The 16,529-nt window shown below is 60.6% G+C and carries 15 protein-coding genes; 11 read left to right on the forward strand and 4 right to left on the reverse strand.

Annotated features, from left to right (window positions below):
* Positions 1-165 precede the first annotated feature (165 nt).
* The 7 genes from dctP to METH_RS16735 all read left to right on the forward strand — a co-directional run bounded on the left by dctP (position 166) and on the right by METH_RS16735 (position 7,756).
* Positions 166-1,164, forward strand: a complete 999-nt coding sequence (gene dctP, locus METH_RS16705; RefSeq protein WP_024091658.1) for a TRAP transporter substrate-binding protein DctP — start codon at positions 166-168, stop codon at positions 1,162-1,164.
* Between the two features lie 179 nt (positions 1,165-1,343).
* The gene (locus tag METH_RS16710) at positions 1,344-1,901 is read left to right on the forward strand and encodes a TRAP transporter small permease (RefSeq protein ID WP_024091659.1); all 558 of its coding nucleotides are present in this window, start codon (positions 1,344-1,346) and stop codon (positions 1,899-1,901) included.
* Entirely contained in the window at positions 1,898-3,187 is a 1,290-nt protein-coding gene (locus METH_RS16715) for a TRAP transporter large permease (protein ID WP_024091660.1), read from the forward strand. Before METH_RS16710 ends, METH_RS16715 begins: the two co-directional genes overlap by 4 nt.
* Positions 3,188-3,523: 336 nt before the next feature.
* Complete coding sequence (locus METH_RS16720) at positions 3,524-4,483, forward strand: dihydrodipicolinate synthase family protein (protein ID WP_024091661.1); 960 nt, start codon at positions 3,524-3,526, stop codon at positions 4,481-4,483.
* A complete protein-coding gene (locus tag METH_RS16725; protein ID WP_024091662.1) occupies positions 4,474-5,400 on the forward strand; it encodes a 4-hydroxyproline epimerase in 927 nt (308 codons plus the stop codon). The genes METH_RS16720 and METH_RS16725 overlap by 10 nt, the downstream gene beginning before the upstream one ends.
* A 76-nt stretch (positions 5,401-5,476) precedes the next feature.
* Positions 5,477-6,715, forward strand: coding sequence for an NAD(P)/FAD-dependent oxidoreductase (locus METH_RS16730; RefSeq protein ID WP_024091663.1), 1,239 nt, complete (start codon positions 5,477-5,479; stop codon positions 6,713-6,715).
* Positions 6,716-6,730: 15 nt separating this feature from the next.
* A complete protein-coding gene (locus METH_RS16735) occupies positions 6,731-7,756 on the forward strand; it encodes a trans-3-hydroxy-L-proline dehydratase (RefSeq protein WP_024091664.1) in 1,026 nt (341 codons plus the stop codon).
* Positions 7,757-7,800: 44 nt separating this feature from the next.
* On the opposite strand, the gene METH_RS16740 is transcribed toward METH_RS16735, so the two are convergent.
* A complete protein-coding gene (locus tag METH_RS16740) occupies positions 7,801-8,820 on the reverse strand; it encodes an Ldh family oxidoreductase (protein ID WP_024091665.1) in 1,020 nt (339 codons plus the stop codon).
* A gap of 148 nt (positions 8,821-8,968) precedes the next feature.
* Between METH_RS16740 and METH_RS16745 the strand changes: the two genes are divergently transcribed.
* Entirely contained in the window at positions 8,969-9,649 is a 681-nt protein-coding gene (locus METH_RS16745) for a GntR family transcriptional regulator (RefSeq protein WP_024091666.1), read from the forward strand.
* A gap of 102 nt (positions 9,650-9,751) precedes the next feature.
* On the forward strand, positions 9,752-11,266 hold the full coding sequence (locus METH_RS16750; protein WP_024091667.1) for an aldehyde dehydrogenase (NADP(+)): 1,515 nt from the start codon (positions 9,752-9,754) through the stop codon (positions 11,264-11,266).
* An 822-nt stretch (positions 11,267-12,088) separates the two neighbouring features.
* On the opposite strand, the gene METH_RS24075 is transcribed toward METH_RS16750, so the two are convergent.
* Positions 12,089-12,382: a hypothetical protein gene (locus METH_RS24075; RefSeq protein WP_156927512.1), complete on the reverse strand. Its 294-nt coding sequence runs from the start codon at positions 12,380-12,382 to the stop codon at positions 12,089-12,091.
* Positions 12,383-12,459: 77 nt separating this feature from the next.
* On the opposite strand from METH_RS24075, the gene METH_RS16760 reads away from it, so the two are divergent.
* Together METH_RS16760 and METH_RS16765 are read left to right on the forward strand one after the other, a co-directional pair.
* A complete protein-coding gene (locus METH_RS16760; protein ID WP_024091671.1) occupies positions 12,460-13,143 on the forward strand; it encodes a FadR/GntR family transcriptional regulator in 684 nt (227 codons plus the stop codon).
* A gap of 37 nt (positions 13,144-13,180) precedes the next feature.
* A complete protein-coding gene (locus METH_RS16765; RefSeq protein ID WP_024091672.1) occupies positions 13,181-13,930 on the forward strand; it encodes a sulfite exporter TauE/SafE family protein in 750 nt (249 codons plus the stop codon).
* Between the two features lie 248 nt (positions 13,931-14,178).
* Here the strand turns inward: METH_RS16765 and METH_RS16770 are convergent, their stop codons facing one another.
* Entirely contained in the window at positions 14,179-15,315 is a 1,137-nt protein-coding gene (locus tag METH_RS16770; protein ID WP_024091673.1) for an acyl-CoA dehydrogenase family protein, read from the reverse strand.
* Positions 15,312-16,487: a CaiB/BaiF CoA transferase family protein gene (locus METH_RS16775; RefSeq protein WP_024091674.1), complete on the reverse strand. Its 1,176-nt coding sequence runs from the start codon at positions 16,485-16,487 to the stop codon at positions 15,312-15,314. The genes METH_RS16770 and METH_RS16775 overlap by 4 nt, the downstream gene beginning before the upstream one ends.
* Positions 16,488-16,529 lie beyond the last annotated feature (42 nt).

Below are 16,529 nucleotides of genomic sequence, written 5' to 3' on the forward strand. Positions count from 1 at the left end.
GAGTACTTTTTGAGCTTCGGGTGAAATTCAGAGCGATCATCACGTTCAAGGTGCTTCGACAATGGGCCGTGAATGGCAGTTGGTGTGCCCAGAAAGAAAACGCGGGAAAAGAAGCCGGGCAGCCGGTTTGATAATTATTGCCTTCACAACATGGAGAACTAAGGAATGAAAAAGCTGTTGACAGCAGTGGCCGCCGGCACGATTGCATTGCAGTTTGCCACACCCGCTTTTGCTGAGAATATCAAGCTGCGCTTTGCAGGTGTGTTTCCGATCGACCACCAGGGCACAAAGATGATGGAGCAGGTCGCGGCTGACGTGAATGCTGCGGGTGTTGGTCTGGAAATGACCGTCTTTCCGGCCAGCCAGCTGGGGTCAGGCGAAGCCCTGTTTGAAGATGTGGCCCGCGGAAACATCGATTTTGCCTCCGCCTTTATCTATTCTGATACGGATCCGCGGCTGGAATTCCTCAACATGCCGTTCCTCGTAAGCGGCTATGACGACATGGAGCGCGTGCTGCGCGACATGGACTCGGATTACAATCGGATCCTGCAGGACATTACCGACGAATACGGCGTCCGCGTGATGGCAGCAAATCCTGAAGGTTTCGTTGGTATCGTTGCTACCAAGGAGCCTGACAACTGGAGCAGCTCCGAAGACAAGGGCATGAACATCCGTGTCTGGTCTTCCAATGCGGTGAAATCAACGATGGAAGCCCTAGGTTATCGCGCCACGACAATGGCCTGGGGGGACATCTTCCCCGCGCTTCAGTCCGGTATCGTGGACGGCGCGATCTGCTGCACCAAAACCGCGACCTACTCAATCTTTGCGAAGTCTGATGTCGGCACCCATTTCATCGAGTACAACTCTCTCCTTGAACAGACCTTCTACTATGGGTCCGAGCGGACGCTGGCGAAGCTGAACGACGAGCAGCGTGAGGTTGTGCAGGCGGCGATGACCAAGGCATCGGCAGATTTCTTTGCCTACAACCGAGACAACGATGCGGCGTATGGCCAGAAGCTGATCGATAGCGGTTACACGATCCTTAGCCTCAGCGGCGAACAGCAGAAAGCGATGGCTGACCACGTGCGCGCAACCATCTGGCCGACCATGGAAGGCGCGGTTGGTAAGGACGTAATCGATCAGGTCCTGGCAGCAGTTAAGTAATCTATTTCAGCAGGGGTAGCAGAGCTTGCCGCCCCTGTCTGGATTCTCTGACACCTGAGTGCTCTGACGGATCTCGGCAAACCAGGCAGGAGACGGGCCGTAAGCGGCTCTGGCTCCTGCACCCTTGGTAGGCTGATTTCCCGCATTTTCAGGAGCTCAACTCCAAGAAGGGGGGGGAGATGGCGCGTATTACGGATGAGTTGCCGCGCTGCATCGGCGTTCCGATGAATTGGGCAATGTTCATTATGAAGGTCCTCGTCGTGTTTTCCGGGGCGATGATGGCCGTGACCTTTGGTCTGGTTGTCGTTGTTCGCTACGGGTTCGGCGGTGACCTTTTTGCGTATGAGGAATGGCTGCTGGCGATCAGCATCGTGGGGTTCTTCGCGGGTGCCGTGCTGGCTTCCGAACGCAAGTTGCACATCAACGCCGACGTTCTCGAGGTCGTATTCAAGAACCCGCGTCTGATCTGGTGGCGCGGTTTTGTGGTTCTTGCGATCGAGCTCATTGTAGCGGTTTTTATTGCCTACGCCTGTTATGTGTCTCTTGCCGATGACTTTTCCTTCCCAAGGCTGCGCGCGACTCCTGCCTTACGCATCCCCTTCGTCTCCTGGCGCATCGCGATCATGATTGCCTTTGGCTTCATGGCGATGTTTTCGGCCGCCTACCTTTACGTTCACATTCGAAAGGGCCTCGGCCTGCCTCTCAAATCAGATCTGAACAAGGAGGCGCAGTCATGATTATCGTCGGAAGTCTTGTCATTGTCTGCGCCATGCTTCTTTTGGGTGTCAGCGTCTTTGTGGCCTTTGGGGCGGTGCTGATGTTCATCGCTTTGGTGGGCGATCAGTCGATCACCGGCTATCTGCCGACCGGGTCGACCGGATTGCGGTCGCTGGTTCTGCTGGCCATTCCGTTGTTCATGATCGCCGGCGGCGTTATGGAGCGCGGCCGCATCGCGGCGCCGCTGGTGGCGATTGCGGAAATGTTCGTCGGCCACCTCAAGGGCGGCTTGAGCGCGGCGGCCGTGCTGGCCTGCGGGGTGTTCGGCTCCATCGCGGGCAGCGCCAATTCGACACTGACCTGCATCGGCGGCATCATGCTGCCGCATCTCAAAAAGGCGAACTATCCCGAGGGTAAATCCGCGGCCCTGCTGGTTGCGGCAAGCCCGCTGGGGCTTTTGATCCCGCCAAGCTCGAACCATATTCTTTATGGCTGGGTCGCACAGCAGCATGTGCTTAAGTGCTTTCTGTCGACGGTGATCCCCGCCTTCATCCTGATCACGCTGCTGATCATCACCAACCATTTCCTGCTGCGCAAACATGGCGAGATCAAGCTGTCCGAGCGGCCTTCGCCCTTCTTTCCCGCGCTCAAAGCGCAGGGGCGTTTTGCCGGCCCCGCGCTGATGATGCCTGTCATCATCCTGGGCGGCATCTATGGCGGTATCATGACCCCGACCGAAGCGGCTGGCATTGCCGTGGTCTATGCGATCCCGATCGCGATCTATTTCTACCGCGGGCTGACGTGGCGGGGGCTGATGGGGACAATCGAGAAATCTGGCATCACTATTGGCGTGGTGATGATCATGATCTTCATGGTGCTGATCGTTTCCGACAATCTTATCGCCCAGGGCGCGCCGCAGATCGCACAGCAGATGGTTTATTCCGTGTCGGACAACCCGATCGTGATCCTGCTGATGATCAATGTCGTGATGATCCTGATCGGGATGCTGATGGATGATATTTCAGGTCTGCTGTTGTCGACACCGATCCTGTTGCCGATTGCGCAGAGCGTGGGGATGGACCCGATCCATTTCGCCGCCGTGATTGGTGTCAACCTCGGCATGGCAAACATCACGCCACCGACGGCGCCGCTGCTTTATCTCGGCGCGCAGGTGTCAGAAACGCCCGTTGCAAAGATGCTTTGGCCGACGCTGGTGTTTATCATCTTTGCCTGGCTACCGACGCTGATGCTGACGACTTTCGTGCCCTCCGTGGCCCTGTGGCTGCCCGAACTCTTGCTGGGCTGAGCAGGTCTTCTTTCCGTGTGATGAAGGGCAGGGGCTGCAAGCCTCGCAAGGACAGCCGGCGTTCAGCGCCGGCTGTCTTGTTTCGGATCCGTCTCTGCGGCCGGGTATCGGCGCGGCTGCTCGCGCCGCTGTGGCCCGGTTTTTAAAGTTTTTTGGAACCGGTGTTAAAAGATATTGGATTTTGGATCCAAAAAATACTAGGACTGCATTGCAGAGTCGTGGGTTCCAAGCGCGAGTCTGGCAAAGCGAGTTATCGTGGCATCGGGCTGCGGCCCAGGCTGGGATCTCAGTTCGACAGGCTGGCCCGAAAGGCGGCACATTTATTAAGGAGCACTCATGTCCCAGAATATCTTCACGGGTACCATGCCCGCACTCATGACCCCTTGTAAGGCGGATCGCACCCCGGATTTCGACGCCCTGGTAAAAAAGGGCAAGGAAATGATCGCGGCCGGCATGTCCGCCGTGGTCTATTGCGGCTCCATGGGTGACTGGCCGCTGCTGAGCGACGAAGAACGCATGACCGGTGTTGAGCGCTTGGTCGAAGCCGGCGTGCCGACCGTTGTGGGCACCGGTGCGATCAACTCCAAATCCGCAGTGGCCCTGGCGGCCCATGCGCAGAAGGTCGGCGCTGCAGGCCTGATGGTGATCCCGCGTGTGCTGTCGCGCGGCACATCCGCCACCGCGCAGAAGAACCACTTCAAGGCGATCCTGACCGCGGCACCCGATGTGCCTGCGATTATCTACAACAGCCCGGTCTATGGCTTTGCCACCCGCGCCGATCTGTTCTTTGCGCTGCGCGCAGAACACCCGAACCTGGTTGGTTTCAAGGAATTCGGCGGCAAGGACGATCTGCGCTATGCGGCTGAGCACATCACCAGCAAAGACGATCAGGTCACCCTGATGGTGGGCGTGGACACTGAGGTCTACCACGGCTTCGTCAACTGCGGCGCCACCGGCTCGATCACCGGCATCGGCACCGCGCTGCCCAAGGAAGCCCTGCTGCTGGCCGCGCTGTCGCAGAAGGCGGCCGAGGGCAATGCAGAGGCGCGCCTGCGCGCGCGCGAGCTGGAAGAAGCCTTCGGCGTGCTGGCCAGCTTTGACGAGGGCACCGACCTGGTCCTCTACTACAAGTACCTGCTGGTGCTGAACGGCGAAGAAGAGTATCGCCTGCACTTCATCGAAAGCGATGAGCTGACCGACGCGCAGCGCAACTATTGCGAACAGCAGTACAACCTGTTCCGCACCTGGTTCGCTGACTGGTCGGCCCAGGGCGGGATTATCGCTGAATGCATGTAATCGACAGCCATACCGGCGGGATGCCCACACGGGTTATCCTTGAGGGCAGCCCCGACCTTGGGTCGGGGCCGCTTTCCGCGCGGGCAGAGGCGCTGGCTACGGAACACCAGGATTTCTGCAATTCGGTGCTGCTCGAACCGCGCGGCCAAGCCGGGATGGTGGCGGCGCTGCTGGTGGAACCGGTGGACCCGGACTGCGTCACTGGCGTCATCTATTTTGATGCGGATGCGGTGCTGGGCATGTGCGGCCATGGCACCATCGGCCTGGCCGTTACTCTGGCGCATATGGGCCGTATTTCCCAAGGCGCCCATAGGATCGAAACCCCGGCAGGGGTGGTCACGGTGGAGCTGCATGATGCCAATACCGTCTCTGTCACCAATATCGAAAGCCGTCGCATTCATCACGATGTAGCCGTCGAGGTCGAAGGCCACGGTGCAATCAGCGGTGACATGGCCTATGGGGGCAACTGGTTCTTCATCGCGAACGCTCCGCTTGAAGTATCGACGGCCAACATTCCTGCGCTGACGGCACTGTCGGTCGCCATTCGCGAAAGCTGCAACCGCACAGGTGTCGCAGGGCGGGAAGGCCAACCGGTGGATCACGTGATCCTGAGCGGGGCCAGCCCGGCCAAAGGGGCGCTGCGTCGCAATTTTGTGCTGTGCCCGGATGACGAATACGACCGCTCCCCTTGTGGCACCGGTAGCTCGGCCTTCGTGTCCTGTCTCGCAGCGGCTGATCAGCTTGCAGAAGGCGAGGAGATCGTTCTGGAAAGCGTAATCGGCAGCTCTTACAAGCTGTCTTACCGGAACGGCCCCACTGGTGGGGTTATCCCGAAGATCACCGGCCAGGCCTATGTGATGGCGGAATCCAGACTGGTGTTCGCGCCCGACGATCCGTTCAAGGCCGGGATCGTCTGACAGCGCCAGCTCTCTTGTCAATTGGCGGGGCGCATGTTTCGCCCCGTGCATTCCTTTCAATCAGAGGGCAGATCCCATGCCGCAAGATATCGTTGTCATCGGCGCAGGTGTCGTCGGTATCAGCATCGCAGCCGGACTGGCCCGGCAGGGGCACAAGGTCCGGGTGCTGGACCGCACCGGCGTTGCCGCCGAGACTTCGCAGGGCAACGCCGGGGCTTTTGCCTTTACAGATGTGATGCCCCTGGCGGCGCCGGGCATCATGCGCAAGGCGCCGAAGTGGTTGCTGGATCCGCTGGGCCCGCTGTCGATCCCGCCGCGCTATGCATTGCGGATCGCACCCTGGATGCTGCGGTTCTGGCGGGCCAGCTGGCAGGACCGCCACGACGCCTCCGTTGCGGCTCAAAGCGCACTGATGGATCTGTCCAGGGCGGCGCTGGAACGCCAGATTGCCGCCACCGATGGCGAGGCGCTGATTCAACGCGACGGCCAGTTGCAGCTGTATGAGGGCGAGGCGCAGTTTCGCGACAGCCTGCCCGGGTGGGAGCTGCGCGGTCGCTATGGTATCAGGTATGAACTGCTGCGCAGCCCCGAGGAAATCGCCGAGATCCAGCCGGGCCTCGACCGCCGGTTCACCCATGCGGGCTTCACGCCGGACTGGATCAACACGACCGACCCGAAAGCCTGGACCGAACATCTGGCACGCGGCTTTGTGGCCGCAGGCGGAGAGATCCTGAGCAGCACCGTCCGCTCGATAGCCCAGGACGGGGAGCGGGTTGAGCTGGTCTGCGAAGACGGCAGCATAACGGCCGACAAGGTTGTGGTGGCAGCAGGCGCCTGGTCGCATCATTTGGCGCGCACCCTCGGGGACCGCATCCCGCTGGAGACAGAGCGTGGCTACAACACCACCCTGCCTGCCGGGGCATTTGACGTGCGCACCCATCTGACATTCGGTGCGCATGGCTTTGTGGTCAGCCGTATCAATGGTGGTGTGCGGGTCGGCGGCGCGGTGGAGCTGGGTGGGTTGAAGCTGCCACCCAACTACAAGCGCGCGGATGTGTTGCTGCAAAAGGCTGCGCGTTTCTTGCCGGGGCTTGAGACCTCGGGCGGCACCCGCTGGATGGGGTTCCGGCCCTCAATCCCGGATACGCTGCCCGTCATCGGCACCTCACCGCGGGCCGAGAACGTGATCTATGCCTTTGGTCACGGGCACCTGGGGTTGACCCAGTCCGCCGCCACCGCCGAGCTGGTGGGCGATGTGGTTGCGGGCAGGAACTGTTCGATTCCGCTTCAGCCTTACAGGGCTGACCGATTTTGATTGAGGAAGCAGTGAATGCGTAGCGCAAAGACCATACATGTGATTTCGGCCCATGCCGAAGGCGAGGTCGGCGATGTCATTGTCGGCGGCGTGCTGCCGCCGCCGGGTGAGACGCTGTGGGAGCAGCGCAACTTCATCGCGCAGGACGAGACCCTGCGCAACTTCGTGCTGAACGAACCGCGCGGCGGCGTGTTTCGTCATGTGAACCTGCTGGTGCCGCCCAAGCACCCCGAGGCCATAGCCGCTTGGATCATCATGGAGCCGGAAGACACGCCGCCGATGTCCGGCTCGAACTCGATCTGCGTCTCGACTGTGCTTCTGGATGGCGGGCTGGTGCCGATGCAGGAGCCGGAAACGCATATGGTGCTGGAAGCGCCGGGCGGGCTGGTGAAGGTGCGCGCGGAGTGCCGCAACGGCAAGGCTGAGCGTATTTTTGTGCAGAATCTTCCGAGTTTTGCCGACAAGATTCAGGTTCCGCTTGAGGTCGAAGGGCTGGGCACGATCACCGTGGACACCGCCTATGGCGGCGACAGTTTCGTGGTGGTAGATGCGCAGGCACTGGGTTTTAAGATTGTCGAATCCGAGGCCAAGGAAATTGCCCGCCTTGGCGTACGCATCACTAATGCGGCCAATGAACAGCTAGGCTTCAGTCACCCGGAAAACCCGGAATGGGATCATATCTCCTTTTGCGCCTTCTGCGGTCCGCTCAGCGAAACGGATACCGGCCTGAGCGGCAAATCGGCTGTGGCCATTCAACCCGGTAAGGTCGATCGCTCGCCAACCGGCACCGCGGTTTCGGCGCGGATGGCGCTGATGGCGGCGCGCGGCCAGTTGCAGGTTGGGCAGACCTTTGACGCCGTGTCGATCATCGGCTCGCGCTTTGCCGGCCGCATTGTCGAGACCGCAAAGGTGGGGGAGCGGGATGCCATCGTGCCAGAGATCAGCGGCCGCGGCTGGGTGACGGGAATTCACCAGCATCTGCTGGACCCGGATGACCCCTGGCCGGGCGGCTATCGCCTGTCGGACACTTGGGGCGCTTGAGTACCGAAGAAGGGGGCTGATCAGATCTGCCCCCTTTTTCTGGTTCACGCGCCGGACAGAGCGGTCAGGTCATCATACAGCGCCTGCGGGATTTCCACATAGCCGCGCTGCAGGTTGCGGGCGCGGGCGGCAAAGCGGCGCTGCGAGGGCAGGCGCGCGCCCTGATCGATGATGTCGGCAAACAGGCGCTCGGCGCGGGCGCCGTTTTCGGCGGTGCGGCCCGCGCTGAAATGCTGCGGATCAAAGGCGAGGATGATCTCGCCATGATACGGCGCGCCGCCAGCGCCCTCGGCGAACTCCATGCTTTCCAGACTGGTGAGGTCGTCGATCAGCGGTCCGGCCATCAGTTCGATCATGATCGACAGGGCGGAGCCTTTGTAGCCGCCAAAGGTCAGCATCGCCCCATCCAGAGCCGCCTGCGGGTCGGTAGTTGGCTTGCCATCCTTGTCGATCGCCACCCCTTCAGGCAGCGGTTTGCCTGCGCGCTTGTACAGTTCGATCTGGCCGCGGGCAAAGCCGCTAGTGGCAAAGTCAAAGGTGAAGGGATCCTTGCCTGCGCGCGGCCAGGAAAAGGCGATCGGATTGGTGCCGAGACTGCCGCGTGTTCCACCGGCAGGCGCAACCCAGGAATGGCTGGGCACCATTGCCAGGCCTGCAAGACCGGCAGAGGACAACCGCTCAACCTCCGGCCAGAGCGCCGAGAAATGAAAGCAGTTGTTGATTGCCATCGCGGCAATTCCATACCTTCGCGTCTTTTCGACAAGCGTCGGCAGTGCCTGTTCCAGCGCCAGAAGAGACATGCCGCCCCGTGCGTCCGCGCGCACTATGGCGGTATCTTCGTTTAATATGTGAGGCGGAACATGCCCATCAATCTTGCCAGCCCTCATCGTCTGCTCACACATGAGCAGGCGGAACAAGCCATGCGACTGACAGTCATCTATTTGGCATGTATAAAGCATGTCCGAGATTGCCTGCGCATGGGCTTGACCATAGCCTGCGCGGCTGAGAACCGACAGGCTTAGCTCCTTGATCTCCTGAAGGGGGAGTTGTCTTACGGTTGTCATAGCGCGGCTCCAAACTCTAATTTTGGATATTGGATGCAATAGTTGGGCGGTGTTTGGCAAATCTTTTTTGGCTTCTGAAACTGGAAATGCTGCTGTATGGTCAGTCTATTAGTAAATATGCATCCAAAATACAAAAGGGAGATGCAAGATGGCAGGCGGGCGAGCTGTCAAGAAGCTAAGCTTACCTGAGATGATCGTAAGCGATCTCAGGCAGCGCATTCTGAGCGGTGAGCTGGCAGAAGGAGAGGCCATCCGGCAGGAGCTTCTGGCGAAGGAATATGATGTCTCGAGGATGCCTGTGCGGGAAGCCTTGAAACGGCTGAGTGCGGAAGGCCTTGTGCAATGGGAGAACAACCGCGGCGGGACGGTCATCAAGCATTCCCTTCATGAGATCGGGGAAATTTTCGATCTGAGGATTCTGATCGAAGTCGACCTTTTCCGCCGGGCAATTCCAAACATGGCAGCGGCCCACTTTGAGGCATGCGAGCGGCTTCTGACTGAGATGGAACGCTCTTATGAAGCTGACGATGTCAGCCAATGGGGCAAGTTCAACCACGAATATCACATGGGGCTTTACGCCGCGGCTGACCGGCGCATGTCGATGGAATTTCTGGAGCGCATCAGCCTTCATTCGGATCGGTATGTGCGTATCCACCTCAGCGTCATGAAACAGCGCAAACCTGCACAGGAGGAGCACAGGAAGCTCCTGACGTATGCCCGCAATGGTGACGTGGACGGCGGAGCAGCTTTGTTGCGGCAGCATATTGAACGCACCAAGACTGAATTGCTGGAAATGATTGTAAAGCAGAGGCGTCACGGAAGCGAGTGAATGGCTGCGTGAGAAGGCAGGGGCTTGCGCGCACCGCTTAATTGGATACAATATCCTAAATATCAAACCTTTACCTATGCACTCGCACGAAAGTGAGCCGACATGACCTTTATCCCGCATGGAAAACACCTCATCGCAGGCGTTTGGACCGCAGGCAGCGATTCGTTTCAATCGAGTCCCGCGCATGGGCCTAGCCACAGCTTTTCCGTTGGCCGCGTTTCGGATGTGGAGGCAGCCGCCCAGGCCGCGGAAGAGGCGTTCTGGAGCTACGGCTATTCTACCCGCCAGTCCCGCGCCGATTTTCTGAACGCAATTGCCGACGAAATCGAAGCACGGGCCGACGCGATCACCGAGATCGGAACCCAGGAGACAGGCCTGCCGGAAGCGCGTCTGCAAGGGGAACGTGGCCGTACAACTGGCCAGTTGCGCCTGTTCGCCGCCCATATTCTGAAAGGCGACTACCTGGACCGCCGTCATGACGAGGCGCTGCCGGAGCGCCAGCCCATGCCGCGCCCGGACCTGAAGATGGTGCAGCGCCCTATCGGTCCGGTTGCGGTGTTTGGCGCCTCCAACTTCCCGCTGGCTTTTTCCACTGCCGGGGGCGATACCGCCGCCGCACTGGCTGCCGGCTGCCCCGTGGTTGTCAAAGGCCATTCCGCGCATCCGGGAACCGGAGAGATCGTCGCTGAGGCGGTTCATGCGGCGGCAGTGAAATGCGGCGTGCATCCTGGCGTGTTCAGCTTGATTCAGGGCGGCAACCGCCACGTGGGGGCGGCGCTGGTCCAGCATCCGCTGATCAAGGCGGTCGGGTTCACCGGTTCGCTGGCCGGAGGCCGCGCGCTGTTCGATTTGTGCGCTGCGCGTCCCGAACCAATTCCGTTCTTCGGCGAACTCGGCTCTGTCAACCCGATGTTCATTTTGGACGGGGCGCTGGACGCCCGTGCCGAAGAGATCGGCAAGGGCTGGGCGGCATCGCTCAGCATGGGGGCGGGCCAGTTCTGCACCAATCCCGGTGTAGCCGTTGTCAATTCGGGTGAGCAGGCAGAAAAATTCGCCGCTGCGACCCGGCAGGCTCTTGGCGAGACCGGGGCACAGACGATGCTGACCGATGGCATAGCTGAAGCCTACCGCAACGGTCAGCGGCGGATCGCCGAAACGGAAGGTGTCCAAGAACTGCTGACTTCGATGTGCGACCAGCGTGAAGCGACACCATACCTGTATCAGACGACCGCAAAGAACTGGATGAACAACGAAGTGCTGGCCGAGGAAGTTTTCGGGCCTATGGGCATCATTGTTGTGGCAGAAGGCGTCGAAGACATGCGCGCCATCGCACGGAACCTGAAAGGCCAGCTGACTTGCACGGTGCATATGGAAGATGCCGATACCCCGGACGCCCAGGCGCTGATGCCGATCCTAGAGCGCAAGGCGGGCCGGGTTCTGGCGAATGGTTTCCCCACTGGCGTCGAAGTGAGCGATACCATGGTGCACGGCGGGCCGTACCCCGCATCGACAAATTTCGGAGCCACATCAGTGGGGACCTTGTCGATCCGCCGCTTCCTGCGTCCGGTTTGCTATCAGAATTTGCCTGAGGGACTGGTTATTGGCCAGGATGCATGACTGCCAGCTTCACAGCGTGGCGGCTTACGGTAAAAATTGGGGCGGGCCTATCGGCCCGCTGCCTCATAGACCATCTATCCTCCGGTTTCCGTGGCAGAGGGCCGTTATATGTAGACCTCCTTCGTCTCAGAAACATTCTTGCCGTCCATGGAAACGCTATTCCTAGTGATGTCTGTTTGGCTCAGTGGGCACCTTAAAGTGAACCGGACAGGCTCGAAATTTAGGCAGGTTGCGACGTTCACGCGGCTCCGAGTTGGGCATTTCCGCGCGGTGGATTTTCGCGTTCAGCGCTTCAATCATTGCCCGGCAGGCGATTTGTGAAGCAAATCTTCCGAGAGGGGCATTGGAAACCGGTATGCAGATCCTGGTGCCAATGTTCGGCCCCGGTTTTCGGATCAGGGTGTATGCTGATAGCACCCGGGACGGAGGCAAGGGGAGCGCGATTGTGCAGGCAGGCCGAAGTATTCCATGAGCTGCGAGCTCGTGTTAGTAGCCGGCCGCCTCTGCGACTGACCCGGTTGAGCCGGGAGCGCGAACCTGTTGGTGGCGTGTCGCCCGCGGCTCCCGCTTTTTGTCACTGGCAAGAGTGGCACGCATCCGAACCAGATCAAGCATTGGAAGGATCAGCTTATGGATGGCTTGACGGATGTATTTGACGACAAGCGGAAGACTTCCAAGGAGTAAGCAGATAGACACGAAAACTCTCAGCGAAATTGCAGGCAAAAAGCGTGTCTTTGCCTATGCAGCAGAAACCGGCAACATCGTCAAGGCGTGCAGGTACTTCGGCAATCAGGCCGCCTGAGAAATACAAGTGCTAAAAGGTCAGACGTATTTAGTTGTTGCCCAGTGCCCGGGCCAATCAGGCTCGGTCATCGGAGCTGTTTCGTATTCCGCAGTGTTGGAGGCAGACCGGAGATGTCTGATGTGCCACCAGGCGCGCAGGCGCTGAAACTCGCTGCGATCGTCGGGATACTGAAAGAGGACAACGCCGCCTTCTTCCTCGGCACGGGCTGCTTTTTGCGCGGCTTTAAGATCGCGGAAAACCTGCGCTTCGATCTCTTCTTCAGTCAAAACCGGCGTGCAGGTGCCGAAGTGGATTGAATTCATACTCATCACGTTGTCCTCCTATAGAGTGGCATCATTCCTGGCAGCAAATAGATTGGCCGGCAAATTGGTCTGAAATGGAGGCGTGTATGGGGAGACGTGTCAAAGCCGTCTTGGCTGATCTTCGTCAGGCCATCGACAAGCTCGCACCCGTGCACGGGGATCGATTGCCGCCAGAGCGTGAATTGAGGGGCATTCTGGGGTGCAGCCGGGAAACTCTTCGGGCGTGTTATGCGACTCTCGAACAAGAGGGCGAAATCTGGCGTCACGTCGGACAGGGGACATATCGAGGCCATCGTCCGGTCCATATGCCTCTGCGCGATACGCTTCTGGTCGAGGGGGCTACGCCACCGGACCTCATGCAGGCGCGCTTGCTGCTTGAACCGCAAGTGGCCGCTGTGGCGGCTTTGCGCGCGGATGAATCTGATGTTGTTCACTTGCGTTCAAAGGTTGGTGAGGGCCGCGACGCGCGGGACAGGGCAGCGTGTGAACAGGCTGATAATGCGTTCCACCGCGCCGTCGCCGAGACGTCGCGCAATCCGGTGCTGACCGGGTTTCTGATTTACGTGTCAGGCGCGCGCCGCCGTGTTGCATGGCAACGGGAATGGGACCGCACCTACCGCAGCATCGCCCCTGACGAGTTTCAGACGATCCACAGTGATCAGCACGACCGGGTTGTCGACGCAATCGCGGCAGCGGACCCGCGCGCTGCGGCCAGTGCGATGACAGACCATTTGAAGACCATCGAGGCCGCCATGCTGGACAAGGATTGAAAATGCGGGGCAACTCACCACCTGGAAACCACGCAAAATGACAGTCTTCGGTGACTTTTCATTTCTTGTTTTTGCGGGGCTGATTGGCGGGCTTGTCAATGTCGTGGCCGGTGGATCCAAGCTGTTTGTGTTCCCGATGCTGATGGCCGCCGGTCTGCCGCCTCTTGTCGCTAATGCGACCGCGACAGCAGGGCTGTGGCCTGCCCAGCTCCCCGGTGTCTGGGTGTTCCGCAGATCGCTTGCCGCCGACCGGCACAGGCATGTTCTGGACGCCATCATCGCCGCCGCAGGCGCTGTCACCGGTGCGGTGCTGCTCTATGCTCTGGGTGAGGCCGCTTTCCTGTCAATTGTTCCGGGCTTCCTTGTTCTAGCTGCCGTCGCGATCCTCTTTGGCGACCAGTTGTCAAAGCTGGGGCAGCGCTTGGCAGGCAGGAACAGAGCTGCGGCGCGCGTGATGTTTCTGTTCACAGGCGTCTATGCCGGATACTTCGGCGCGGGATATGGGTTCCTGATCGTGGCTGCAGTGTTTCTGGCGGGCGAGGGTTCCATCCACGTCGCGACGGCGCGCAAGAATTTCATATCTCTGGGAGCGAATACAGCCGCGGTCGTTCCGTTTTCCCTGACTGGTCTTGTTGCCTGGGATGCAGCGATTACGGTGCTGATCAGCGGCCTTGCCGGTGGCGCGATTGGCGGTAGAGCAATGACATACTTGCCTCAAAGGCTTTTGAAGCGGATCATCGCGGCGTGCGGAATCTTTCTGGCTGCGAGTTTCTTAATCCGGTCATAGAATGAAACCACGGCAACACCTTGTGCCATGGACCGATGGCGAAACAGGCCTTGCCTAAGGTCACTTTTTGGCCGCGGTTACAGGATGCGACGTTCAAGCCGTATCAGTACCGAAGGTCGCCGGCGTTGCGCTGCCGTTTACCTTCGCCATAGCTGGCTGCCCATTCGCTTATGCCATTCACAGGCTGGTTCACTGGCAGGCTGCGCTTTGAAACGGCGCAGCCTGCATGGTTTGTGCAGCTTGAACGGCTACTTCAGCATGCTGCGGGCAATGATTGTGCGCTGGATTTCCGAAGATCCCTCGTAGATCCGGAAGATCCGTAAATCTCGCAGGTAGCGTTCCAGCGGGAAATCGCGGGTGTAGCCGTAACCGCCGTGGATCTGCAGCGCCCGGTCGGCAATACGCCAGGCCGCCTCGCTGGCATAAAGCTTGGCAAAGGCCGAGTCCGAGGAATACCGCTCGCAGGTGCCGCGCTTGCGGGCAGCCTGCAATCCCAGCGCCCGCGCTGCCGCCAGTTCGGTGGCACTATCGGCCAGCATCCACTGCAGCCCCTGGAAGCTGCCGATCGGCCGTCCGCCAACCTCGCGCTCCTTGGCATAGGACACAGCCGCATCCAGCGCGGCGCGCGCAATGCCGGTGGCCTGCGCGGCCACTTCGATACGGCCGTTGTCCAGCACCTTCATCGCGGTGCGAAACCCGGTGCCCTCGTCGCCCAGCCGGTTTGCCGAGGGCACGTGGCAGTCAAACGAGATTGGGAACACATGGCCGCCGCGCAGACCCATGGTCTCCTCGTGCCTGCCAATCTCCACCCCATCGGTCTTGGCCGGTTCGACTACAAAGGCGCTGACCCCGCGGGCGCCTGCCGCGCGGTCGGTCTTGGCATAGATCACGATGAAATCCGCGCCGCCCGCGTTCGAGATGAAGCATTTGGACCCTTTCAGCCGGTAGCCGTCCCCGTCGCGGGTGGCGGTGGTGCGCATGTCGGCCGGGTTGGAGCCGGCCATCGGCTCGGTCAAAGCAAAAGCTCCCAGCGCCTCCCCCGATGCGGCGGTCGGCAGCAGCCGCTGCTTCAGCGCCTCATCCGCGCCCAGCAGCAGCGAATCCGTCGCCAGAAAATGCGCCGTCAGCATCGACGCGGTTGAGCCGCAGGCGCCGGCGATGGCCTCCACCGCGCAATAGAGCGCAGGACCGGACAGGCCAATGCCGCCATAGGCTTCGGGCAGGTTCATCCCCATGATGCCCATCTCCGCCAGCGCCGGGCGGTGCAGAGTTGCAAAGGTCCCCTCGGCATCGATCGCGGCAGCGGCAGGAGCCAGCACCTCGGTCGAAAACCGCTCGATCTGGCCGATGACGGCCTGGTCTTCACTGTTCGGATCACCGTTCATTTGGTCTCTCCTTCCTGCAGCTGCTTCAGAATTTCATCCGTATGCGCCCCCAATTCCGGCGCTGCCTGCCGCCCGCCGCGCGGCGCGCCGCTGAAATGCACCGGCTGTTCCGGCACGCTGAGCGCGCCCAGAGAGGGATGGATGACCGGCGTTGCCAGCTCCCGCGCCTGGGCCTGGGGCGATGTCCAGGCCTCTGGCACCGAACACAGCGCCGCTGCCGGGATGCCCTCTTCCGACAGTACCGCAACCACGCTCTGCACATCACGGGCGGCGGCCCAGCTTTCGATATGCCGCGCCAGCGCCGGTTCATTCTGCCGCCGCAAGCTGTCACTGGCGAAACGCAGATCAGTGGCCAGTTCCGGCGCACCGATGGCCGCTGCGAATTTTGCAAACAGCCGGTCGTTCAGCACCGCAACGGTGAAACTACCGTCCTTGGCGGGATAGGTGCCGAAGGGCGCTGACAGCGCATGTTTGCTGCCCGTCCGCCTTGGCGTTTCCCCGGCCATCAGTGCCCGGCAGGCCAGCACCGGCATCATCGATACCAGCGAGTCATAAAGCGCCAGATCGACATGCCGCCCCCTGCCGCTGCGGGCGCGGTCGAACAGCGCCACCATCGCCCCGAAGGCCGCGAACATGCCGCCCGCCACGTCGGCAAAGGCGTCCCCGGCCATCATCGGCGGGCCGTCCTCGGCGCCGGTCACGTCCATCAGCCCGCTCATCGCCTGGATGATGATGTCATAAGCCGGCAGCATCCGGTTCGGACCGGTCTGGCCGAACCCGGACACCGAGACATAGACCAGCTGCGGACAGGCTGCGCACAGGTCCTTGGCGCCCAGCCTGAACCGCTCCATCACGCCGGGACGGAAATTCTCGATCAATACATCGCTTTCGGCTGCCAAGGCCCGTGCCGCCGCGGCGCCTTCTGCTGACTTCAGGTCCAGAACAATGGATTTCTTGCCGCGGTTCACCGAATGGAACAGCAGGCTTTCGCCGTCCTTGAACGGGCCGATATGGCGGTAGTCATCGCCCGCGGGCGGCTCCACCTTGATCACTTCCGCCCCAAGATCGGCCATCAGCGCGGTGCAGTAGGGACCTGCAAGAACGCGGGAAAAATCCAGCACCCGGACCCCGTTCAGCGGCCTGCGGCCTGCGGTCTCGTCATTATCGAACATGCATACCCCATCAATTGCTTGCTGCAGGGTAGCCTCCGCTGG

Origin of the sequence: Leisingera methylohalidivorans DSM 14336 (assembly GCF_000511355.1) — a bacterium.
GTDB lineage: Bacteria > Pseudomonadota > Alphaproteobacteria > Rhodobacterales > Rhodobacteraceae > Leisingera > Leisingera methylohalidivorans.

What these genes read in the sequence shown, in the direction of transcription:
- dctP (WP_024091658.1), top strand. Translation starts at nt 166, where the DNA reads ATGAAAAAGCTGTTGACAGCAGTGGCCGCCGGCACGATTGCATTGCAG.
- METH_RS16710 (WP_024091659.1), top strand. Translation starts at nt 1,344, where the DNA reads ATGGCGCGTATTACGGATGAGTTGCCGCGCTGCATCGGCGTTCCGATG.
- METH_RS16715 (WP_024091660.1), top strand. Translation starts at nt 1,898, where the DNA reads ATGATTATCGTCGGAAGTCTTGTCATTGTCTGCGCCATGCTTCTTTTG.
- METH_RS16720 (WP_024091661.1), top strand. Translation starts at nt 3,524, where the DNA reads ATGTCCCAGAATATCTTCACGGGTACCATGCCCGCACTCATGACCCCT.
- METH_RS16725 (WP_024091662.1), top strand. Translation starts at nt 4,474, where the DNA reads ATGCATGTAATCGACAGCCATACCGGCGGGATGCCCACACGGGTTATC.
- METH_RS16730 (WP_024091663.1), top strand. Translation starts at nt 5,477, where the DNA reads ATGCCGCAAGATATCGTTGTCATCGGCGCAGGTGTCGTCGGTATCAGC.
- METH_RS16735 (WP_024091664.1), top strand. Translation starts at nt 6,731, where the DNA reads ATGCGTAGCGCAAAGACCATACATGTGATTTCGGCCCATGCCGAAGGC.
- METH_RS16740 (WP_024091665.1), bottom strand. Translation starts at nt 8,820, where the DNA reads ATGACAACCGTAAGACAACTCCCCCTTCAGGAGATCAAGGAGCTAAGC.
- METH_RS16745 (WP_024091666.1), top strand. Translation starts at nt 8,969, where the DNA reads ATGGCAGGCGGGCGAGCTGTCAAGAAGCTAAGCTTACCTGAGATGATC.
- METH_RS16750 (WP_024091667.1), top strand. Translation starts at nt 9,752, where the DNA reads ATGACCTTTATCCCGCATGGAAAACACCTCATCGCAGGCGTTTGGACC.
- METH_RS16760 (WP_024091671.1), top strand. Translation starts at nt 12,460, where the DNA reads ATGGGGAGACGTGTCAAAGCCGTCTTGGCTGATCTTCGTCAGGCCATC.
- METH_RS16765 (WP_024091672.1), top strand. Translation starts at nt 13,181, where the DNA reads ATGACAGTCTTCGGTGACTTTTCATTTCTTGTTTTTGCGGGGCTGATT.
- METH_RS16770 (WP_024091673.1), bottom strand. Translation starts at nt 15,315, where the DNA reads ATGAACGGTGATCCGAACAGTGAAGACCAGGCCGTCATCGGCCAGATC.
- METH_RS16775 (WP_024091674.1), bottom strand. Translation starts at nt 16,487, where the DNA reads ATGTTCGATAATGACGAGACCGCAGGCCGCAGGCCGCTGAACGGGGTC.